Raw genomic sequence first — 15,897 nt, 5'->3', positions numbered from 1 at the left:
TGACAACCGCTCCGTAGCGTCGTCGACGACACGAGGAACGAAGCAGGTCACGGGGATCGGAGGCGGTTCGGATGAGGCACGGCGAGGTGCTCGACTTCGAGGAGTACGTACGCACGCGGCAGGACGCGCTGCTGCGCAGCGCCCGTCGTCTCGTCGCCGACCCCGTCGACGCCCAGGACCTCCTCCAGACGGCGCTGGCCCGGACGTACGGCCGCTGGGACGGCATCGCCGACAAGTCCCTCGCCGACGCCTACCTGCGCCGCGTCATGATCAACACCAGGACCGAGTGGTGGCGCTCCCGCAAGCTCGAAGAGGTGCCGACCGAGCAGCTGCCCGACGCGAGCGTCGACGACCCGACCGAGCAGCACGCCGACCGCGCTCTCCTCATGGACATCCTGAAGGTCCTCGCCCCCAAGCAGCGCAGCGTCGTCGTCCTGCGGCACTGGGAGCAGATGAGCACCGAGGAGACGGCTGAGGCGCTCGGCATGTCGACCGGTACGGTGAAGTCCACGCTCCACCGCGCGCTCGCCCGGCTCCGTCAGGAGCTGGAGAGCCGTGACCTCGACGCCCGTGCCCTGGGGCGGACCGGGGAGCGGGCGACCGTACGAGGCGACGAAGGGGGGCGGGAGCGGTGCGCGGCGTAGACGGCGAACCGGACGGCAGACCACACGAAGGCCGGCACGGGGTGAGCGGCGACGACCGGTACGGGACCGGGCGCCGCCGCTCGCGCCGTACCGTCAAGGCGGCGAGCGTCACGGCGACGGCCGGGCTCGTCGCCGTCGGGCTGTCCCTGGCCGCCTGCTCGACCGGCGGCACCGGCTCCCGTGACGAGGGCGCGGCCCGCACGGACGAGATCGCCGCCGCCGCGCCCACCCCGTCCGTCTCCGGCAGCGAGGGGCCGCAGTCGGCCGAGCGGGTGGATCCGATCGCGCTCCTGAAGGCCGACCCGAAGATCGGCGAGCGGCTGAAGGCCGATCTGAAGCCGTGTGTCGCGGACGCCTACCCGGTGGACGCCTCCTACGGCAATCTCACCAACTCCTCCGCCCCCGACGTCGTCGTCAACGTGATGACCTGCGGGGACGCCGTCGGCATCGGCACGTACGTCTACCGCAAGCAGAGCGACCGGTACGAGAACGTGTTCATGGCCGAGGACGCCGCGGTGTACGCGGCGATCGACCGGGGCGACCTGATCGTCACCAAGCAGGTGTACGCGAAGGGCGACCCGGTCGCGTACCCCTCGGGGGAGGACGTGATCACCTACCGCTGGTCGGGGAACAGGTTCACCCAGCACGACTGGGTGCACAACGACTACAGCCGGGCCGTCGGAGACGGCGAGGGCGCGGAGCCCGCGCCGAGCGCGTCGCCCGCCGACTGAGCCGTGGAACGAGAGAACGCACCGACCCCGAAGGGCACGCACGATGGCCGAAACCCATGTCCTGTTCGTCGAGGACGACGACGTCATCCGTGAGGCCACCCAGCTCGCCCTGGAGCGGGACGGCTTCCGGGTGACCGCCATGCCCGACGGGCTGTCCGGCCTGGACGCCTTCCGGGCGCAGCGGCCGGACATCGCCCTCCTCGACGTGATGCTGCCGGGCATGGACGGCGTCAGCCTCTGCCGTCGCATCCGCGACGAGTCGACCGTGCCCGTCATCATGCTGTCGGCGCGCGCCGACTCGATCGACGTGGTGCTCGGCCTGGAGGCCGGGGCCGACGACTACGTCACCAAGCCCTTCGACGGCTCCGTCCTGATGGCCCGCATCCGGGCCGTGCTGCGCCGCTTCGGGCACGCGGGCGGGGCCGGCACCGGTGAGCACGACGAGCCGGCGGACGGCGGCGGGCTGCTCTCCTTCGGCGACCTGGAGGTCGACACCGAGGGCATGGAGGTCCGCAAGGGCGGGGTGCCGGTCGCGCTGACCCCGACCGAGATGCGGCTGCTGCTCGAGTTCTCGTCGGCGCCGGGCACCGTGCTGTCCCGGGACAAGCTCCTGGAGCGGGTCTGGGACTACGGCTGGGGCGGTGACACCCGGGTCGTGGACGTCCACGTGCAGCGGCTGCGGGCCAAGATCGGCCAGGACCGCATCGAGACCGTCCGCGGTTTCGGCTACAAGCTCAAGAGCTAGGGCTCGTACTTGTGCATGTGAAGCTGCTCCCCCTGCGCACCGGCGTCCGCTGGAAGATCGCCGTGGCCATCGCGGCGGTCGGCGCGCTCATCGCGGTCACGCTGAGCGTGGTCGTGCACAACGCCGCCCGCATCTCGATGCTCGACAACGCGCGCGAGGTGCAGATGGAGCGGCTGCTCTTCGCCCAGCGGATGTACGAGACGTCGAAGCCGAAGGAACCGCGCTTCGGCACGAAGATCAACGACCCGGCGCTGCCGCCCCAGCTCGACCAGCTGATGCGGGACAAGCGGCGCGGGACGTACGTCCAGGAGCACCGGCACGGCGGGCCGCCGGACGTGTGGGCGGCCGTCCCGCTCGCCAACGGCGACGTGCTGTCGCTGCACATCCCCTTCGCCGACCGCAGTGCGACGATCATGAGCGATCTGGACCGGGCGCTCGTGATCGGCTCGGTGTCGGTGGTCTTCGGCGGCTGCGCCCTGGGCGTGCTCATCGGCGGTCAGCTCTCGCGGCGGCTGCGGAAGGCCGCCGTCGCCGCGGGCCGGGTGGCCCAGGGCAACACGGACGTACGGGTGCGGGACGCCGTCGGCGGAGTCGTACGGGACGAGACCGACGACCTGGCCTGGGCGGTGGACGCCCTGACGGACGCCCTGAACGAGCGGATCGAGGCCGAGCGGCGGGTCACCGCCGACATCGCGCACGAGCTGCGCACCCCTGTCACCGGGCTGCTCACGGCGGCCGAGCTGCTGCCGCCGGGGCGTCCGACCGAGCTGGTCAGGGACCGGGCGCAGGCCATGCGGACGCTGGTCGAGGACGTCCTGGAGGTGGCCCGGCTCGACAGCGCGTCGGAGCGGGCCGAGCTGCAGGAGATCGCGCTCGGCGAGTTCGTGGAGCGGCGGGTGCGGGCCCTGGACCCGGAGGTCGTCGTCCGGGTCGTGCACGACTCGTGGGTGAACACCGACCCGCGCCGTCTGGAGCGGGTCCTCGGCAATCTCCTCGCCAACGCGGCCAAGCACGGCAAGCCGCCGGTGGAGGTCACCGTCGAGGGCCGGGTGGTCCGGGTCCGCGACCACGGTCCTGGCTTCCCCGAGGCGCTCCTGAAGGAGGGCCCGAGCCGCTTCCGTACGGGGACGAGCGACCGCGCGGGCCAGGGCCACGGCCTGGGCCTGACGATCGCGGCGGGCCAGGCCCGGGTCCTCGGCGCCCGGCTGACCTTCCGGAACGTGGCCGCGGAGAGCGCTCCGGGCGGCGTGGGCGGCGCCATCGCGGTGCTGTGGCTGCCGGACCACGCTCCGACGAACACGGGCAGCTTTCCGATGCTGCGGCTGCCGGAGTGAACGGCGGAGGGGGCCGGTCCTTTCCAGGACCGGCCCCCTCTCCCGCACGGATGATCAGACCGTCTCGGCGACCTTCGGCGCGTCGTCGCCGGACTCCGCCTTCGGGGCCGCGGCCGGTCCGGCGCCGCGGAGCGCGACCTCCTTGACGAAGAAGGCGAGGGCGAAGCCGAGGACGGCGACGGCCGAGGCGACCAGGAAGGCGCCGTGGGTGCCGGTGGCGACCGCGTGCTGGTAGGCCTCGCGGAGAGTGGCCGGCAGCTTGGCGAGGCTCGCCGCGTCGAGCTGGGCGGTCCGCTCCGTGAGCCCGCCGCCGCCGCGGGCCGCCATCTCGTCCTGGACGCGGCTGGTGAAGAGGGCGCCCATGATCGCGACGCCGAAGGAGGAGCCGAGGGTCCGGAAGAGGGTGGTGGAGGAGGACGCGACGCCCATGTCCTTCATCTCCACGCTGTTCTGGGCGACCAGCATGGTGATCTGCATGAGGAAGCCCATGCCGGCGCCGAGGACGGCCATCCAGATCCCGGAGACGAGGCGCGAGGTGCCGGTGTCCATCGTCGAGAGCAGGAAGAGACCGGCGACCATGAGCGCGCCGCCCACGATCGGGAAGACCTTGTACTTGCCGGTGCTGGTGGTGAAGCGGCCGACGAGCAGCGAGACGACCATCATCGACAGCAGCATCGGCAGGAGCAGCAGGCCGGAGTTGGTGGCCGAGGCGCCCTGGACGGACTGCTGGAAGATCGGCAGGTAGAGGACCGCGCCGAACATCACGAAGCCGGTGATGAAGCCGATCAGGGACATCAGGGTGAAGTTGCGGCTGCGGAAGATGTGCAGCGGCATGATCGGGTCGTCGGCGCGGGTCTCGACGAAGAGGAAGGCGGCGAGCGCGGCGGCGCCGCCGACCGTCAGGCCGATGATGGTGGCCGAGCCCCAGGCGTACTCCGTGCCGCCCCAGGTGGTGACGAGGACGATCGCGGTGATGCCGGCGGTCAGCAGCGCGGCGCCGAGGAAGTCGATCCTGGTGCCCGTGGCGCGCTGCTTCTTCGGCAGGTGCAGGACCGTGGTCAGCATGGCGAGGGCGACGGCGCCGAGCGGCAGGTTGATGTAGAAGGACCAGCGCCAGCCCCAGTGGTCGGTGATGGTGCCGCCGACGAGGGGGCCGCCGATCATGGCGAGGGCCATGATTCCGGCCATCATGCCCTGGTACTTGCCGCGCTCGCGGGGCGGGATCAGGTCGCCGATGATGGCCATGACGCCGACCATCAGACCGCCGGCGCCGAGGCCCTGGACGGTGCGGTAGCCGATGAGCTGGCCCATGTCCTGGGCCATGCCGCTGAGCGCCGAGCCGATCAGGAAGATCACGATCGAGGTCAGGAAGACGCCCTTGCGGCCGAACATGTCGCCGAGCTTGCCCCAGAGGGGGGTGGAGGCGGCGGTGGCCAGGGTGTAGGCGGTGACGACCCAGGAGAGGTGTTCGAGGCCGCCGAGCTCGCCGACGATCGTCGGCATCGCGGTGCCGATGATCATGTTGTCCAGCATCGCGAGCAGCATCGCGATCATGAGGGCGAGGAGGACGACGCGTACGCTGCGCGGCTGCGGGCCCGCAGCCTCCCCCTCTGCTGCTTGTACGTTCTGTTTCGTCGCCATGTCGATCCCTTACTTGCCGCCCGGCTAGTTACTACACTGAGGAACGTAGGCCGGTCACTAGCCGGTCGTCAAGTAAGTTTTCTGGAAAGTGGAGAGCAGCCATGGCCCGAGGCAACACCCGCCAGCGCATCCAGGACGTGGCTCTCGAACTCTTCGCCGAGCAGGGCTACGAGAAGACCTCGCTGCGCGAGATCGCGGAGCGGCTGGACGTGACGAAGGCGGCGCTCTACTACCACTTCAAGACCAAGGAAGACATCATCATCGGGATCTTCCAGGACCTGGCGCGCCCGATCGACGAACTGGTCGCCTGGGCCGCCGAGCAGCCGCGCACCCTGGACACCAAGCGGGAGATCCTGCGCCGCTACCACAAGGCCCTGCTCGCGGCGGCCCCGCTGTTCCGCTTCATGCACGAGAACCAGGCGACCGTGCGGGACCTGAGCATCGGACTCACGTTCAAGGAGCGCTTCATCGCGCTCAACGAGTTCATCCAGGAGCCCGGCGCCCCGATGAAGGACAGGGTCCGCTCGGTGAGCGCGATCTTCACGCTGCACGCCGGGACCTTCTTCATGGAGAACATCGAGGGCGACCCCGAGGAGAAGCGCGAAGCCATCCTCGAGGTCGCCCTCGATCTGATCGAACAGGCCCAGGGGGCCTGACACGACGGGGTGCGTCAGACGCCGACGCCGTGGGCCCGGAGGAAGGACATCGGGTTGACCGCGGAGCCGTAGTTCGGGGTCGTACGGATCTCGAAGTGCAGGTGGGGGCCGGAGGAGTTGCCGGTGTTGCCCGAGAGGGCGATCTGCTGGCCGGCGGAGACCTTCTGGCCGATGTAGACCTTGATCTTCGACAGGTGGGCGTACTGCGAGTACGTGCCGTTGGCGTGCTTCACGACGATCGCGTTGCCGTACGCGGGGCCGTCGCCGCCGCCGTTCGGGCCGGCCTTCACGACGGTGCCGGCGGCCGCGGCCTTGACCGGGGTGCCGACCGGGACGGCGAAGTCCTGGCCGGAGTGCTTGTGGGCCCACATGGCGCCGCCCTGGTTGAAGCTGGCGCTGAGGGTGTAGGCGCCGACCGGCTTGACCCAGGCCGGGGTCACCTTCTTGACGGCCTTCACGGGGGTGGCCTTCACGGCGGCGGCCTTGGCGACGGCGGCCTTCACCGTGGCGGCGACGTGCGCCTGGGCGTCGGCCTGGGCGGCGACGGCGGCGGACGCGGTCAGGGCCACGGGGGCGGCGGCCTTGCCCTCGGCGGCGAAGGCGGACCCTGCTCCGGCCACCAGCGACGCTCCCAGACCCGCGGTGGCGAGAGCAACGGCGGTGATGCGGGCGGCGGGGTTCATGACGCGCTTCGACATACGGGGGAAAACCTCCGGGACGTACGGGACCCGACGCGGCCGGTCGCCGTGTCGGGCTTGCTCATCCTTGGTAACCCGGACCCCCGGCCCGGCCAAAACACCCCATCTACGACATGACGTCGTAGCGATCTCCGGCGGAATGCGGGGCTTGACGGCCGACGGGCAGCATCACGAAATCGGACAAAACAACCTCGCGGATACGGTTTATCCGCACGTCGAGGGGAGACGGAAGTGCCCGAATCGTGGCCCGGCGCCCGGTTCGGGCCCCTCGGGACCAAAGTCCTGATGCTTGATCCCTAAACATCCCGATTCACCCCCGATGCGGTCCACTAACCCGGCTAGTACCCTCCGAAACCCCTGTGCGCCTTGTCACCAGCGCCCCGCCCCGGATGGGACCTGGGTCACGCAACCGAGCCGTCCGAAACCCCGTCCCGCACTACGCTGATCACTTCGGGACACCACGGGGGGGCACACATGGAACCGGCGCTCATCGGCACCCGCCTGGCCTCGGCCGCGATCGGCCCACTCCTGAAGAAACTGCTGGTCAGCGACGGACCGGGGGCGGGCCTCACCGGCTCCTCGACGATCCGGCTCTCCTCCCTGGTCTCCTTCCGGGGCGAAAAGCGCACCCTCACCGAGAAGGACGTCCGGAAACTCGCCGCCACCCTCGTCGGCCGCTCGACGGGCGGCCCCGGCGAGACCCCCTTCCCCGCCGACGAGACCGAGGCCGTCACCGACACCCTCGCGGCGACCCTCCTCGCCCTCGGCGACCTCGACATGGACGACGTCCAGGCCGTACGCCTCGGCCACGGGGCCCTCGCCCGCCGGCTGCGCGCCGCCGCCCCCTCTCCCGACGGCCTCTCCGGCGACTCGGTCCTCTATCTGGAGTCGATGACCGAATGGGCCTGCCTCCACATCCTGGAGTTCTTCACCCAGCGCTCCACGTTCATCGCCCGCAGCCTGGTCGAACAGACCAGGAACCAGGCCGAACTCCTCGCCAAGGTCGACGCCGTCCTGACCCGCACCCCCCGTGCCGACGGCCCGGACACGGCGTTCGAGCACCGCTACCTCGCCCACCTCGCCAAGCGCCACGGCCGGCTCACCATCTACGGCATCGACCTGCACCACTCGCCGGACCAGTGGCCGCTGGACCTCGCCTACCTCTCGCTGGAAGCGGCCGGCGAAGCGCCCGAACCGATGGCGACCGACGAGCACCCCGCCCCGCACCAGCGGGAACAGGCCGTCCGCGCCGACCTCGCCCTCGCCCGCCACGACAAGGTCCTGCTCCGCGGCCTCGCCGGCTCCGGCAAGACGACCCTCGTCCAGTGGCTGACCGTCTCGGCGGCGACCGAGGCCCGCGCGGAGGACATGACGTACCTCAAGGGCCGCATCCCCTTCGTCCTCCCCCTGCGCACCCTCACCCGCCACGGCGAAAGACTCCCCGCCCCCGACCGCTTCCTGCCCGCCGCCGGCTGCCCCCTCACCCCGCCCGACGGCTGGGCCGACCGGGTCCTCACCGCCGGCCGGGGCGTCATCCTCGTCGACGGCATCGACGAGATCCCCGAAGCCGAGCGCGGACGGGCCCGCGAGTGGCTCCGCGGTCTCCTCGACACGTACGAGGGCAACCGCTGGCTCGTCACCTCACGCCCCACCGCCGTCCGCGACGACTGGCTGGCCGCCGACGGCTTCACCGAGCTGACGCTCTCGCCCATGACCCGCACCGGGGTCACCACCTTCGTACGCCGCTGGCACCGGGCCGCCGGACCCGACGCCGAGCCGTACGCGCAGCCGCTCCTCGACGCCCTGCGCACCACCGAGCACGTCGCCCAGCTCGCCACCAACCCCCTGATGTGCGGGCTCATCTGCGCCCTCCACCGCGACCGGCGCGGCTTCCTGCCCCGCGGCCGCAAGGCGCTCTACGAGGCCGCCCTCTCGATGCTGCTCGCGCGCCGCGACCGCGAGCGGGACATGGGCGCCCCGTCCGGCATCGCCCTCGACGAGGCCCCCCAGATCCAGCTGATCCAGCGCCTCGCCTACTGGCTGACGCTCAACGGACGCACCCAGCTGGACCGGACCCGCGCCGAATCGATCGTGCGGGAGGCGGTGCCGGCGGTCCAGGAAGCCGCCCCGCACGACCCGGGCCTGGTCTTCCGGCACCTCCTCCACCGCAGCGGGCTGCTGCGGGAGCCGACGGAGGACACCGTCGACTTCGTCCACCGCACCTTCCAGGACTACCTGGCCGCGAAGGCGCTGGTGGACCACTGGGACATCGGCGTCCTGGTCCGCCACGCCGCGGACGACCAGTGGGAGGACGTCATCCGCATGGCGGTGGGCCACGCCCGGCCGCGCGAGTGCGCGGAGATCCTCCGCGAGCTGCTGGCAGCAGTGGACTCGGCCGAGGACCGCCGTGACCAGCTGCGCATCCTGATGGTCGCGGCGACCGCGCTCGAGAGCGCCACGGAATTGGCCCCCGAGGTACGGGAGGAGATCATGGCCCGCACGGCCGAGCTGATCCCGCCCCGCTCGGACGACGAGGCGCGCCAGCTCGCGCTGGGCGGCTCACCGGTGCTCCGGCTGCTGGGCGGACCCGGGGAGCTCGGCGACGAAGACGCGTACCACTCCGTGGTCGCGGCCTCCCACATCACGGCGGACGCCGCCCTCCCGTACCTGGCCCGCTTCGCCGCTCACCCCTCCCTGCGGATCCGCGCCCAGCTGGTGCACGCCTGGAACCGCTTCGAACCCGGCCCGTACGCCGAGGAGGTCATCGCGCGGCTCGATCCGAGCGAACTCCGGTACTTCGTCCCCACCGACGAGCACGTGGACGCGCTCCTCCGGCTCGGCCTGCGTCCCGACCTGCTGGAGGTCGACGTGTCCGTGTCGGACGAGGGCGTCGCCCGGCTCCTCACCGCCTGCGATCCCGTGGCCCTCCGGCTGCGACGGGCCGGCTCCCGCCCCTCCCTCTCGGTCCTGTCCGGGCTGACCCGGCTGGAGCACCTCACTCTCGGACTGCGTGCCGACGCCCGGTGGTCCACGGCCGACCTGCCCGCGGGAGCACCACTCGGCCTGCTGCAGCTGCCGAGCTGCTGGCCCGAGGACGGCGTGCGGGCGCTCGGACGGCTCCCGTACCTGACCTCGCTGAACCTGTGGAAGGCGCCGTACCTGACCGCCGACACATGGCGAGGGCTCGCCGCCCTCTCCGCGGTGCGCACGCTCTGGATCGACGACGGGGATCTCGTCGACTGCCCGGAGGGGACGTCGCTGGAATCGGTGCGGACCGTCCGGCTGACCCACGAGGAGGAACCGGCGCGCAGCCGCATCGACGCGATCTTCCCCTCGCTGGATCTCCTCGAACTCGTCCGGCTGGAGACCTTCGAGGAGGTCCAGCGGGCCCTGTCCCGCTGACGGCACGCGAAAGGGGCGGCCCCGGAACCATCAGGTTCCGGGGCCGCCCCTTCGTCGCTACAGGCTCAGCGCCCGCGTCACGCGTCCTTCGACAGGTTCGGGCCCGTGCCGCCCGTCGCCTCGATCGGCGGGGCGTCCGGCAGGGCCGTCTTCTCCTCGCCGCGGAAGGTGAACTTGCGCTCCTCGCCTTCGCCCTCCGTGTCCACGACCACGATGTGACCGGGGCGCAGCTCGCCGAAGAGGATCTTCTCCGAGAGCGTGTCCTCGATCTCGCGCTGGATCGTCCGGCGCAGCGGCCGGGCGCCCATCACGGGGTCGTAACCCTTCTTGGCGAGCAGCTCCTTCGCGGACTGGGAGAGCTCGATGCCCATGTCCCGGTCCTTGAGGCGCTCGTCGACGCGGCTGATCATCAGGTCGACGATCTGGAGGATGTCCTCCTGCGTCAGCTGCGGGAAGACGATGATGTCGTCCACACGGTTGAGGAACTCCGGGCGGAAGTGCTGCTTCAGCTCGTCGCTGACCTTCGCCTTCATCCGCTCGTAGTTGGACTTCGTGTCGCCCTGGGCGGCGAAGCCCAGGTTGAAGCCCTTCGAGATGTCCCTGGTCCCGAGGTTGGTGGTCATGATGATGACCGTGTTCTTGAAGTCCACGACCCGGCCCTGGGAGTCGGTCAGGCGACCGTCCTCCAGGATCTGGAGAAGGGAATTGAAGATATCGGGGTGGGCCTTCTCGACCTCGTCGAAGAGGACGACGGAGAACGGCTTGCGGCGCACCTTCTCGGTGAGCTGGCCGCCCTCTTCGTAGCCGACGTATCCGGGCGGCGAACCGAAGAGACGGGAAACCGTGTGCTTCTCGCTGAACTCCGACATGTCGAGGGAGATCATCGCGTCCTCGTCGCCGAAGAGGAATTCGGCGAGCGCCTTCGAGAGCTCGGTCTTACCGACACCGGACGGACCGGCGAAGATGAACGAGCCACCGGGGCGCTTCGGGTCCTTCAGACCCGCACGCGTGCGGCGGATGGCCCGCGAGAGGCCGATGACGGCGTCCTTCTGGCCGATGACGCGCTTGTGGAGCTCGTCCTCCATGCGGAGCAGACGCGAGGACTCCTCCTCGGTCAGCTTGAAGACCGGGATGCCGGTGGCGGTCGCGAGGACCTCGGCGATCAGCTCGCCGTCGACCTCGGCGACGACGTCCATGTCGCCGGCCTTCCACTCCTTCTCCCGCTTGGCCTTCGCGGCGAGGAGCTGCTTCTCCTTGTCACGGAGCGAGGCGGCCTTCTCGAAGTCCTGCGAGTCGATCGCGGACTCCTTGTCGCGGCGGACGCCGGCGATCTTCTCGTCGAACTCGCGGAGGTCCGGCGGCGCGGTCATCCGGCGGATGCGCATCCGGGAGCCGGCCTCGTCGATCAGGTCGATCGCCTTGTCCGGGAGGAAGCGGTCCGAGATGTACCGGTCGGCCAGGGTCGCGGCCTGGACGAGGGCCTCGTCGGTGATGGAGACCCGGTGGTGGGCCTCGTACCGGTCGCGCAGACCCTTGAGGATCTCGATGGTGTGCGGCAGCGACGGCTCGGCGACCTGGATGGGCTGGAAACGGCGCTCCAGGGCCGCGTCCTTCTCCAGGTACTTCCGGTACTCGTCGAGCGTGGTGGCGCCGATGGTCTGGAGCTCACCGCGGGCCAGCATCGGCTTGAGGATGCTGGCGGCGTCGATCGCGCCCTCGGCGGCGCCCGCACCCACGAGGGTGTGGAGCTCGTCGATGAACAGGATGATGTCGCCGCGGGTGCGGATCTCCTTGAGGACCTTCTTCAGGCGCTCCTCGAAGTCACCGCGGTAGCGGGAGCCGGCGACCAGCGCGCCGAGGTCCAGGGTGTAGAGGTGCTTGTCCTTGAGGGTCTCGGGCACCTCGCCCTTGACGATGGCCTGGGCCAGGCCCTCGACGACGGCGGTCTTGCCGACGCCGGGCTCGCCGATGAGGACCGGGTTGTTCTTGGTGCGGCGGGACAGCACCTGCATGACCCGCTCGATCTCCTTCTCGCGCCCGATGACCGGGTCGAGCTTGGATTCGCGGGCCGCCTGGGTGAGGTTCCGGCCGAACTGGTCGAGGACCAGGGACGTCGAGGGGGTGCCCTCGGCAGGACCGCCGGCCGTGGCGGCTTCCTTGCCCTGGTAGCCGGAGAGCAGCTGGATGACCTGCTGCCGCACCCGGTTGAGGTCGGCGCCCAGCTTCACGAGCACCTGGGCGGCGACGCCCTCGCCCTCGCGGATCAGGCCGAGCAGGATGTGCTCGGTGCCGATGTAGTTGTGGCCGAGCTGGAGGGCCTCCCGGAGCGACAGCTCCAGGACCTTCTTGGCACGAGGGGTGAAGGGGATGTGCCCGGACGGGGCCTGCTGGCCCTGGCCGATGATCTCCTCCACCTGCTGGCGGACCGCCTCGAGCGAAATCCCGAGGCTCTCCAGGGCCTTAGCGGCGACACCCTCACCCTCGTGGATAAGGCCCAGAAGGATGTGCTCGGTGCCGATGTAGTTGTGGTTGAGCATCCGGGCTTCTTCCTGAGCCAGGACGACAACCCGCCGCGCGCGGTCGGTGAACCTCTCGAACATCGTTAATCGCTCCTCAGAGCGGTCAGTCAGTTAGGGGTCGATCCCCTCCCTGTCCTTCCGCAGCTTAGTCCCGCAAGCGGGGACCGCTCATTCCAACTGCCGACATCCGTCCGGATCACCCCCTCTTCAGCGGGGAGACCTGCTGCCGAACAGCCGACAAATGCTCCAACCCGATGGTGCGAGACGATGTTCCCGCAGGCCAAGTAGTTACCCGCGCCTTGAGTACGCCGATGGCGAACGTGAGACGCCGAAGCCCGCGAGTCGCCCCTCTCCACTAGGAATGTCTTACCCGTAAGCACGGACACTCCATGCGGCGCACCCCGGTTCCCTCCGCTACCAGCGAACACCCTTGCGCTGCCGAATGCACGCGTACGCCCCATCACGGACACCTTGCGCGTTCGCCCGGGAACCGTCCGTCACCGCGGGCGTAACCAACACGCCCCCGCGGGAGTTGCCCCGGCATGGCCCTCACCGTCCCGCTGCCCCGTACGCCGTCCGACGGCGGGATCGCGCGGTGGTACGAGGACGGGCTCGGCTGGGCCACGGTCGCGGGGCCGCCGGTGGGTCTCGCCACGGGGCTGCGCTTCGACGTCCTGGAGGTTCCCGCCGCGGTCGGCCGGGCCGTGCTGCGCCGGGTGGGCGCGGCGACGGGGCCGGTGGCCCTGATGGGGCGCCGCATGGGGCTGCTCGTGGCCGCGGGCAGCTCGGAGGAGCTGCCGGGGCTGCTCGACTGGCTGGAGTGGGGCGGGATCTCGCTGGATCTCGCGGTCCTCGGTGCCGGCGGCCGGATGACCGCACCCCTTCCCCCGGGGTGGAGCGGTTCCGGCGCGCCGGGCGCCTCGGTGTGGCTGCGGGCGCCCGTGCCGGGGTGCGAGGTCGAGCCCTCGCTGCCGGCGGTGCGGTCCGCGCCGTGGGGCGGTGCGGACGCCCCCTGCCTGGTCCGTCTCGTGGCGACCGCCGCGGCGGAGTGCCACCGGGTGCGGCTGCTGAGTGCCCGTACCCGTGAAGCGGCTCAGCAGCTTTCGCCTCAGCGGTTCGCGTCCTCGTAGGCCGCCTTGATGTCGGCGGGAACGCGACCGCGGTCGTTGACGTTCATGCCGTTCTCCTTGGCCCACGCGCGGATCTTCGCGGTGTCCTGGCTGCCCGTGGCCACGGCGCGGCCCTTGCCGCGTCCGCCGGTGGTGCGTCCGCCAGTGCGACGACCACCGGCGGTGTACGGCTCGAGCAGGCCACGGAGCTTTTCCGCGTTGGCGGTGGTGAGGTCGATCTCGTAGGTCTTGCCGTCCAGAGCGAACGTCACGGTCTCGTCCGCCTCGCCGCCGTCGAGGTCGTCGACAAGAAGGACCTGAACCTTCTGTGCCACCGGATTTCCTTTCATCGAAAATGCAGTACGCGGAAAGGAAACCGCTTTTCCCGGAAAAACACAAACCCCTGGCAGAGGTTCAGAACCCCGACAGCGCGGGAAACGTGCGCGATTCGGACATAGGGTTCCGTGAGAGGATCGCCGGGCTTCCCCGTCACAGGTGCAGAAGCATCCGGCTGTTGCCCAAGGTGTTCGGCTTCACTCGTTCGAGACCGAGGAACTCGGCGACTCCCTCGTCATAGGAACGCAGGAGCTCGCTGTAGACATCTCCGTCGACCGGGGTCTCGCCGATCTCGACGAAGCCGTGCTTCGCGAAGAAGTCGACTTCGAAGGTCAGGCAGAATACCCGCCGCACCCCGAGCCATCGGGCCGTGTGCAACAACTTGTCCAGCACCTGATGTCCGACGCCGGCTCCCTTGAACTCGGGATCGACGGCGAGAGTACGGACTTCGGCGAGGTCTTCCCACATCACGTGGAGTGCGCCGCAGCCGACGACAACGGCGTCCTCGTCCCGTTCCGCGACCCAGAACTCCTGGATGGACTCGTAAAGGGTCACGGTCGCCTTGTCGAGCAGGATGCCGCGCTGCACGAAAGGATCGACGAGACGGCGGACCGCGGCCACATCGCTGGTGCGGGCCCTGCGTACGGTGACGGCTTTGGCGGAGGTCGACATGGGGGGACGCTATCGCTACGGGCGGGGTGCCCCTCCGTCACCCTCGGCCTCCCGCGGGGCGGCGGGCAGCGGGTTGTCGCGCTGGACGATCCGGATGGCGTCGTTCAGCGACTCGCGCTGTTCCGGCGACATCATGCCGAAGAAGGCGACGAGCGCGGCGGCGGGGTTGTCGCTCTGCGCCCAGGCCTCGTTCATCAGGGCCGCCGAGTAGGCGGCGCGGGTGGAGACCGCCGTATATCGATAGGCGCGGCCTTCGACCTCGCGGCGCACCCAGCCCTTCTGATGGAGATTGTCCATGACGGTCATGACGGTGGTGTAGGCGATGGACCGTTCCTGCTGAAGGTCTTCCAGGACTTCCCGGACGGTGACCGGACGGTTCCATTGCCAGACGCGCGTCATGACCGCGTCTTCGAGTTCTCCCAGGGGGCGGGGCACCCTGCCACCCTAGTGGGAGAAACGGCAATAAAGGGCTATTGCCGCCCAGGAACGACGAAAAGGGTGCACGACCGGAAGCGGTCGCACACCCTTGGCACTGCGGTACGGAACGGGGTCGTACGGCACGGGGCCGTACGCGCCCCCGCGAAGCTAGGAGCCGTCCGCCTGGCGGGCGGCCTCGGCGCGGGCGAGGGCGGCGTCCACGACCGCGTCCTCCTTGGCCTTGTTCGGGCCGCCCTGGCTCTTGACGATCACGGTGACGAGGGCGATGAAGAACGCGGCCATCACGATGGGGGGCAGGAGCGCGGATACGTAGTCCATGCCGTCCAGAGTAGCTATCCGGCGACCCGGTCCTCGGGCGGGGGCGGGGGAACCGGGCGTCGGCGTGGCGGGAACACCTCGGAGGGCTTGGGCACCGGGCGCTCGGTGGGGGCGGGCGGGGTCGGCTTGGGCTCGTCGCCCGCCGAGCGTCCGCCGGGCAGGGCGAGCAGCCGGGCCCGGGAGGCGGCGGGCACGAGGGCGGCCGTGGAGGCGGTGGCCTGGGAGACGCGGGCCAGGCGCGCGCGTACGGAACGCTCGGCGAGGACCTGGCAGCGGGCCAGCAGCTGGGCGGCGGCCGGGTTGCGGCGCAGCGCGCGCAGGGCGGCGAGGTCGTCGGCGGCGGGGTCGTAGCCGGCGGCCAGCGCGTCCCGGAGGAGCTCCAGGTACCCGCCGAGGGACCCGGGCAGCGCCTCGCGGTAGCGGGCCAGGTCGTCGAGGAGGAAGGCGCGCAGCCGGCCGGCCTCGCGGACCGCCTCGTCCACGGACTCGGCCAGGCGCAGGCAGTCCTGGACGTCCTCGTCCTGGAGGGGGGCAGGGTGGAGGGCGATGGCAAGGGCGCGGCGGAGCACACGCAGCTCGTCCGTGCTGAACGCCATGCCGCCGCGGGATCCGTATGGCGTGGGCATGGGCCGACGATACGCGCTAATCGGACAA

General features: G+C 70.6%; 15 protein-coding genes. 7 read left to right on the top strand and 8 right to left on the bottom strand.

Annotated elements, in window-relative coordinates; all coding sequences use genetic code 11:
- Nucleotides 1–71 precede the first annotated feature (71 nt).
- Genes ABTY59_RS10400 through cseC form a run of 4 tightly spaced genes read left to right on the top strand, consistent with a single transcriptional unit; the run spans nt 72 to nt 3,454 of the window.
- Nucleotides 72–644, top strand: a complete 573-nt coding sequence (locus ABTY59_RS10400; protein WP_352018470.1) for a SigE family RNA polymerase sigma factor — start codon at nt 72–74, stop codon at nt 642–644.
- On the top strand, nt 632–1,375 hold the full coding sequence (locus ABTY59_RS10395) for a hypothetical protein (RefSeq protein WP_403538387.1): 744 nt from the start codon (nt 632–634) through the stop codon (nt 1,373–1,375). The genes ABTY59_RS10400 and ABTY59_RS10395 overlap by 13 nt, the downstream gene beginning before the upstream one ends.
- Before the next feature lie 43 nt (nt 1,376–1,418).
- Nucleotides 1,419–2,120, top strand: coding sequence for a two-component system response regulator CseB (gene cseB / locus ABTY59_RS10390; RefSeq protein ID WP_352018468.1), 702 nt, complete (start codon nt 1,419–1,421; stop codon nt 2,118–2,120).
- 17 nt (nt 2,121–2,137) lie between these two features.
- Nucleotides 2,138–3,454: a two-component system sensor histidine kinase CseC gene (cseC, locus tag ABTY59_RS10385; protein ID WP_352018467.1), complete on the top strand. Its 1,317-nt coding sequence runs from the start codon at nt 2,138–2,140 to the stop codon at nt 3,452–3,454.
- A gap of 54 nt (nt 3,455–3,508) precedes the next feature.
- On the opposite strand, the gene ABTY59_RS10380 is transcribed toward cseC, so the two are convergent.
- Nucleotides 3,509–5,095, bottom strand: coding sequence for an MDR family MFS transporter (locus ABTY59_RS10380; RefSeq protein ID WP_352018466.1), 1,587 nt, complete (start codon nt 5,093–5,095; stop codon nt 3,509–3,511).
- A 101-nt stretch (nt 5,096–5,196) separates the two neighbouring features.
- On the opposite strand from ABTY59_RS10380, the gene ABTY59_RS10375 reads away from it, so the two are divergent.
- Entirely contained in the window at nt 5,197–5,751 is a 555-nt protein-coding gene (locus tag ABTY59_RS10375) for a TetR/AcrR family transcriptional regulator (RefSeq protein ID WP_352018465.1), read from the top strand.
- 14 nt (nt 5,752–5,765) lie between these two features.
- On the opposite strand, the gene ABTY59_RS10370 is transcribed toward ABTY59_RS10375, so the two are convergent.
- Nucleotides 5,766–6,449, bottom strand: coding sequence for a M23 family metallopeptidase (locus ABTY59_RS10370; RefSeq protein WP_352018464.1), 684 nt, complete (start codon nt 6,447–6,449; stop codon nt 5,766–5,768).
- A gap of 474 nt (nt 6,450–6,923) precedes the next feature.
- Here ABTY59_RS10370 and ABTY59_RS10365 point away from each other — a divergent pair, with 474 nt between their 5' ends.
- Complete coding sequence (locus tag ABTY59_RS10365) at nt 6,924–9,851, top strand: NACHT domain-containing protein (RefSeq protein ID WP_352018463.1); 2,928 nt, start codon at nt 6,924–6,926, stop codon at nt 9,849–9,851.
- Between the two features lie 77 nt (nt 9,852–9,928).
- On the opposite strand, the gene ABTY59_RS10360 is transcribed toward ABTY59_RS10365, so the two are convergent.
- The gene (locus tag ABTY59_RS10360; RefSeq protein WP_351177523.1) at nt 9,929–12,451 is read right to left on the bottom strand and encodes an ATP-dependent Clp protease ATP-binding subunit; all 2,523 of its coding nucleotides are present in this window, start codon (nt 12,449–12,451) and stop codon (nt 9,929–9,931) included.
- 461 nt (nt 12,452–12,912) lie between these two features.
- Between ABTY59_RS10360 and ABTY59_RS10355 the strand changes: the two genes are divergently transcribed.
- A complete protein-coding gene (locus tag ABTY59_RS10355; RefSeq protein WP_352018461.1) occupies nt 12,913–13,500 on the top strand; it encodes an SCO3374 family protein in 588 nt (195 codons plus the stop codon).
- On the opposite strand, the gene ABTY59_RS10350 is transcribed toward ABTY59_RS10355, so the two are convergent.
- From ABTY59_RS10350 to ABTY59_RS10330, 5 genes are all read right to left on the bottom strand, one after another.
- Nucleotides 13,479–13,814: a histone-like nucleoid-structuring protein Lsr2 gene (locus ABTY59_RS10350; protein ID WP_352018460.1), complete on the bottom strand. Its 336-nt coding sequence runs from the start codon at nt 13,812–13,814 to the stop codon at nt 13,479–13,481. The two genes, ABTY59_RS10355 and ABTY59_RS10350, sit on opposite strands and share 22 nt — an antisense overlap.
- 154 nt (nt 13,815–13,968) lie before the next feature.
- A complete protein-coding gene (locus tag ABTY59_RS10345; RefSeq protein WP_352018459.1) occupies nt 13,969–14,487 on the bottom strand; it encodes an amino-acid N-acetyltransferase in 519 nt (172 codons plus the stop codon).
- 15 nt (nt 14,488–14,502) lie between these two features.
- Nucleotides 14,503–14,922, bottom strand: coding sequence for a BlaI/MecI/CopY family transcriptional regulator (locus ABTY59_RS10340; RefSeq protein WP_352018458.1), 420 nt, complete (start codon nt 14,920–14,922; stop codon nt 14,503–14,505).
- Nucleotides 14,923–15,072: 150 nt separating this feature from the next.
- On the bottom strand, nt 15,073–15,243 hold the full coding sequence (locus ABTY59_RS10335) for a hypothetical protein (RefSeq protein ID WP_352018457.1): 171 nt from the start codon (nt 15,241–15,243) through the stop codon (nt 15,073–15,075).
- A gap of 14 nt (nt 15,244–15,257) precedes the next feature.
- Nucleotides 15,258–15,839, bottom strand: a complete 582-nt coding sequence (locus ABTY59_RS10330; RefSeq protein ID WP_352018520.1) for a hypothetical protein — start codon at nt 15,837–15,839, stop codon at nt 15,258–15,260.
- Nucleotides 15,840–15,897 lie beyond the last annotated feature (58 nt).

The organism is Streptomyces sp. NPDC096079 (assembly GCF_040303145.1).
Classification (GTDB): Bacteria; Actinomycetota; Actinomycetes; order Streptomycetales; family Streptomycetaceae; genus Streptomyces.
Note: the sequence above shows the minus strand (reverse complement) of the source record. Positions and strands in the feature narration are given on the sequence as shown.

What these genes read in the sequence shown, in the direction of transcription:
- ABTY59_RS10400 (WP_352018470.1), top strand. Translation starts at nt 72, where the DNA reads ATGAGGCACGGCGAGGTGCTCGACTTCGAGGAGTACGTACGCACGCGG.
- cseB (WP_352018468.1), top strand. Translation starts at nt 1,419, where the DNA reads ATGGCCGAAACCCATGTCCTGTTCGTCGAGGACGACGACGTCATCCGT.
- ABTY59_RS10380 (WP_352018466.1), bottom strand. Translation starts at nt 5,095, where the DNA reads ATGGCGACGAAACAGAACGTACAAGCAGCAGAGGGGGAGGCTGCGGGC.
- ABTY59_RS10375 (WP_352018465.1), top strand. Translation starts at nt 5,197, where the DNA reads ATGGCCCGAGGCAACACCCGCCAGCGCATCCAGGACGTGGCTCTCGAA.
- ABTY59_RS10370 (WP_352018464.1), bottom strand. Translation starts at nt 6,449, where the DNA reads ATGTCGAAGCGCGTCATGAACCCCGCCGCCCGCATCACCGCCGTTGCT.
- ABTY59_RS10365 (WP_352018463.1), top strand. Translation starts at nt 6,924, where the DNA reads ATGGAACCGGCGCTCATCGGCACCCGCCTGGCCTCGGCCGCGATCGGC.
- ABTY59_RS10360 (WP_351177523.1), bottom strand. Translation starts at nt 12,451, where the DNA reads ATGTTCGAGAGGTTCACCGACCGCGCGCGGCGGGTTGTCGTCCTGGCT.
- ABTY59_RS10355 (WP_352018461.1), top strand. Translation starts at nt 12,913, where the DNA reads ATGGCCCTCACCGTCCCGCTGCCCCGTACGCCGTCCGACGGCGGGATC.
- ABTY59_RS10345 (WP_352018459.1), bottom strand. Translation starts at nt 14,487, where the DNA reads ATGTCGACCTCCGCCAAAGCCGTCACCGTACGCAGGGCCCGCACCAGC.
- ABTY59_RS10335 (WP_352018457.1), bottom strand. Translation starts at nt 15,243, where the DNA reads ATGGACTACGTATCCGCGCTCCTGCCCCCCATCGTGATGGCCGCGTTC.
- ABTY59_RS10330 (WP_352018520.1), bottom strand. Translation starts at nt 15,839, where the DNA reads ATGGCGTTCAGCACGGACGAGCTGCGTGTGCTCCGCCGCGCCCTTGCC.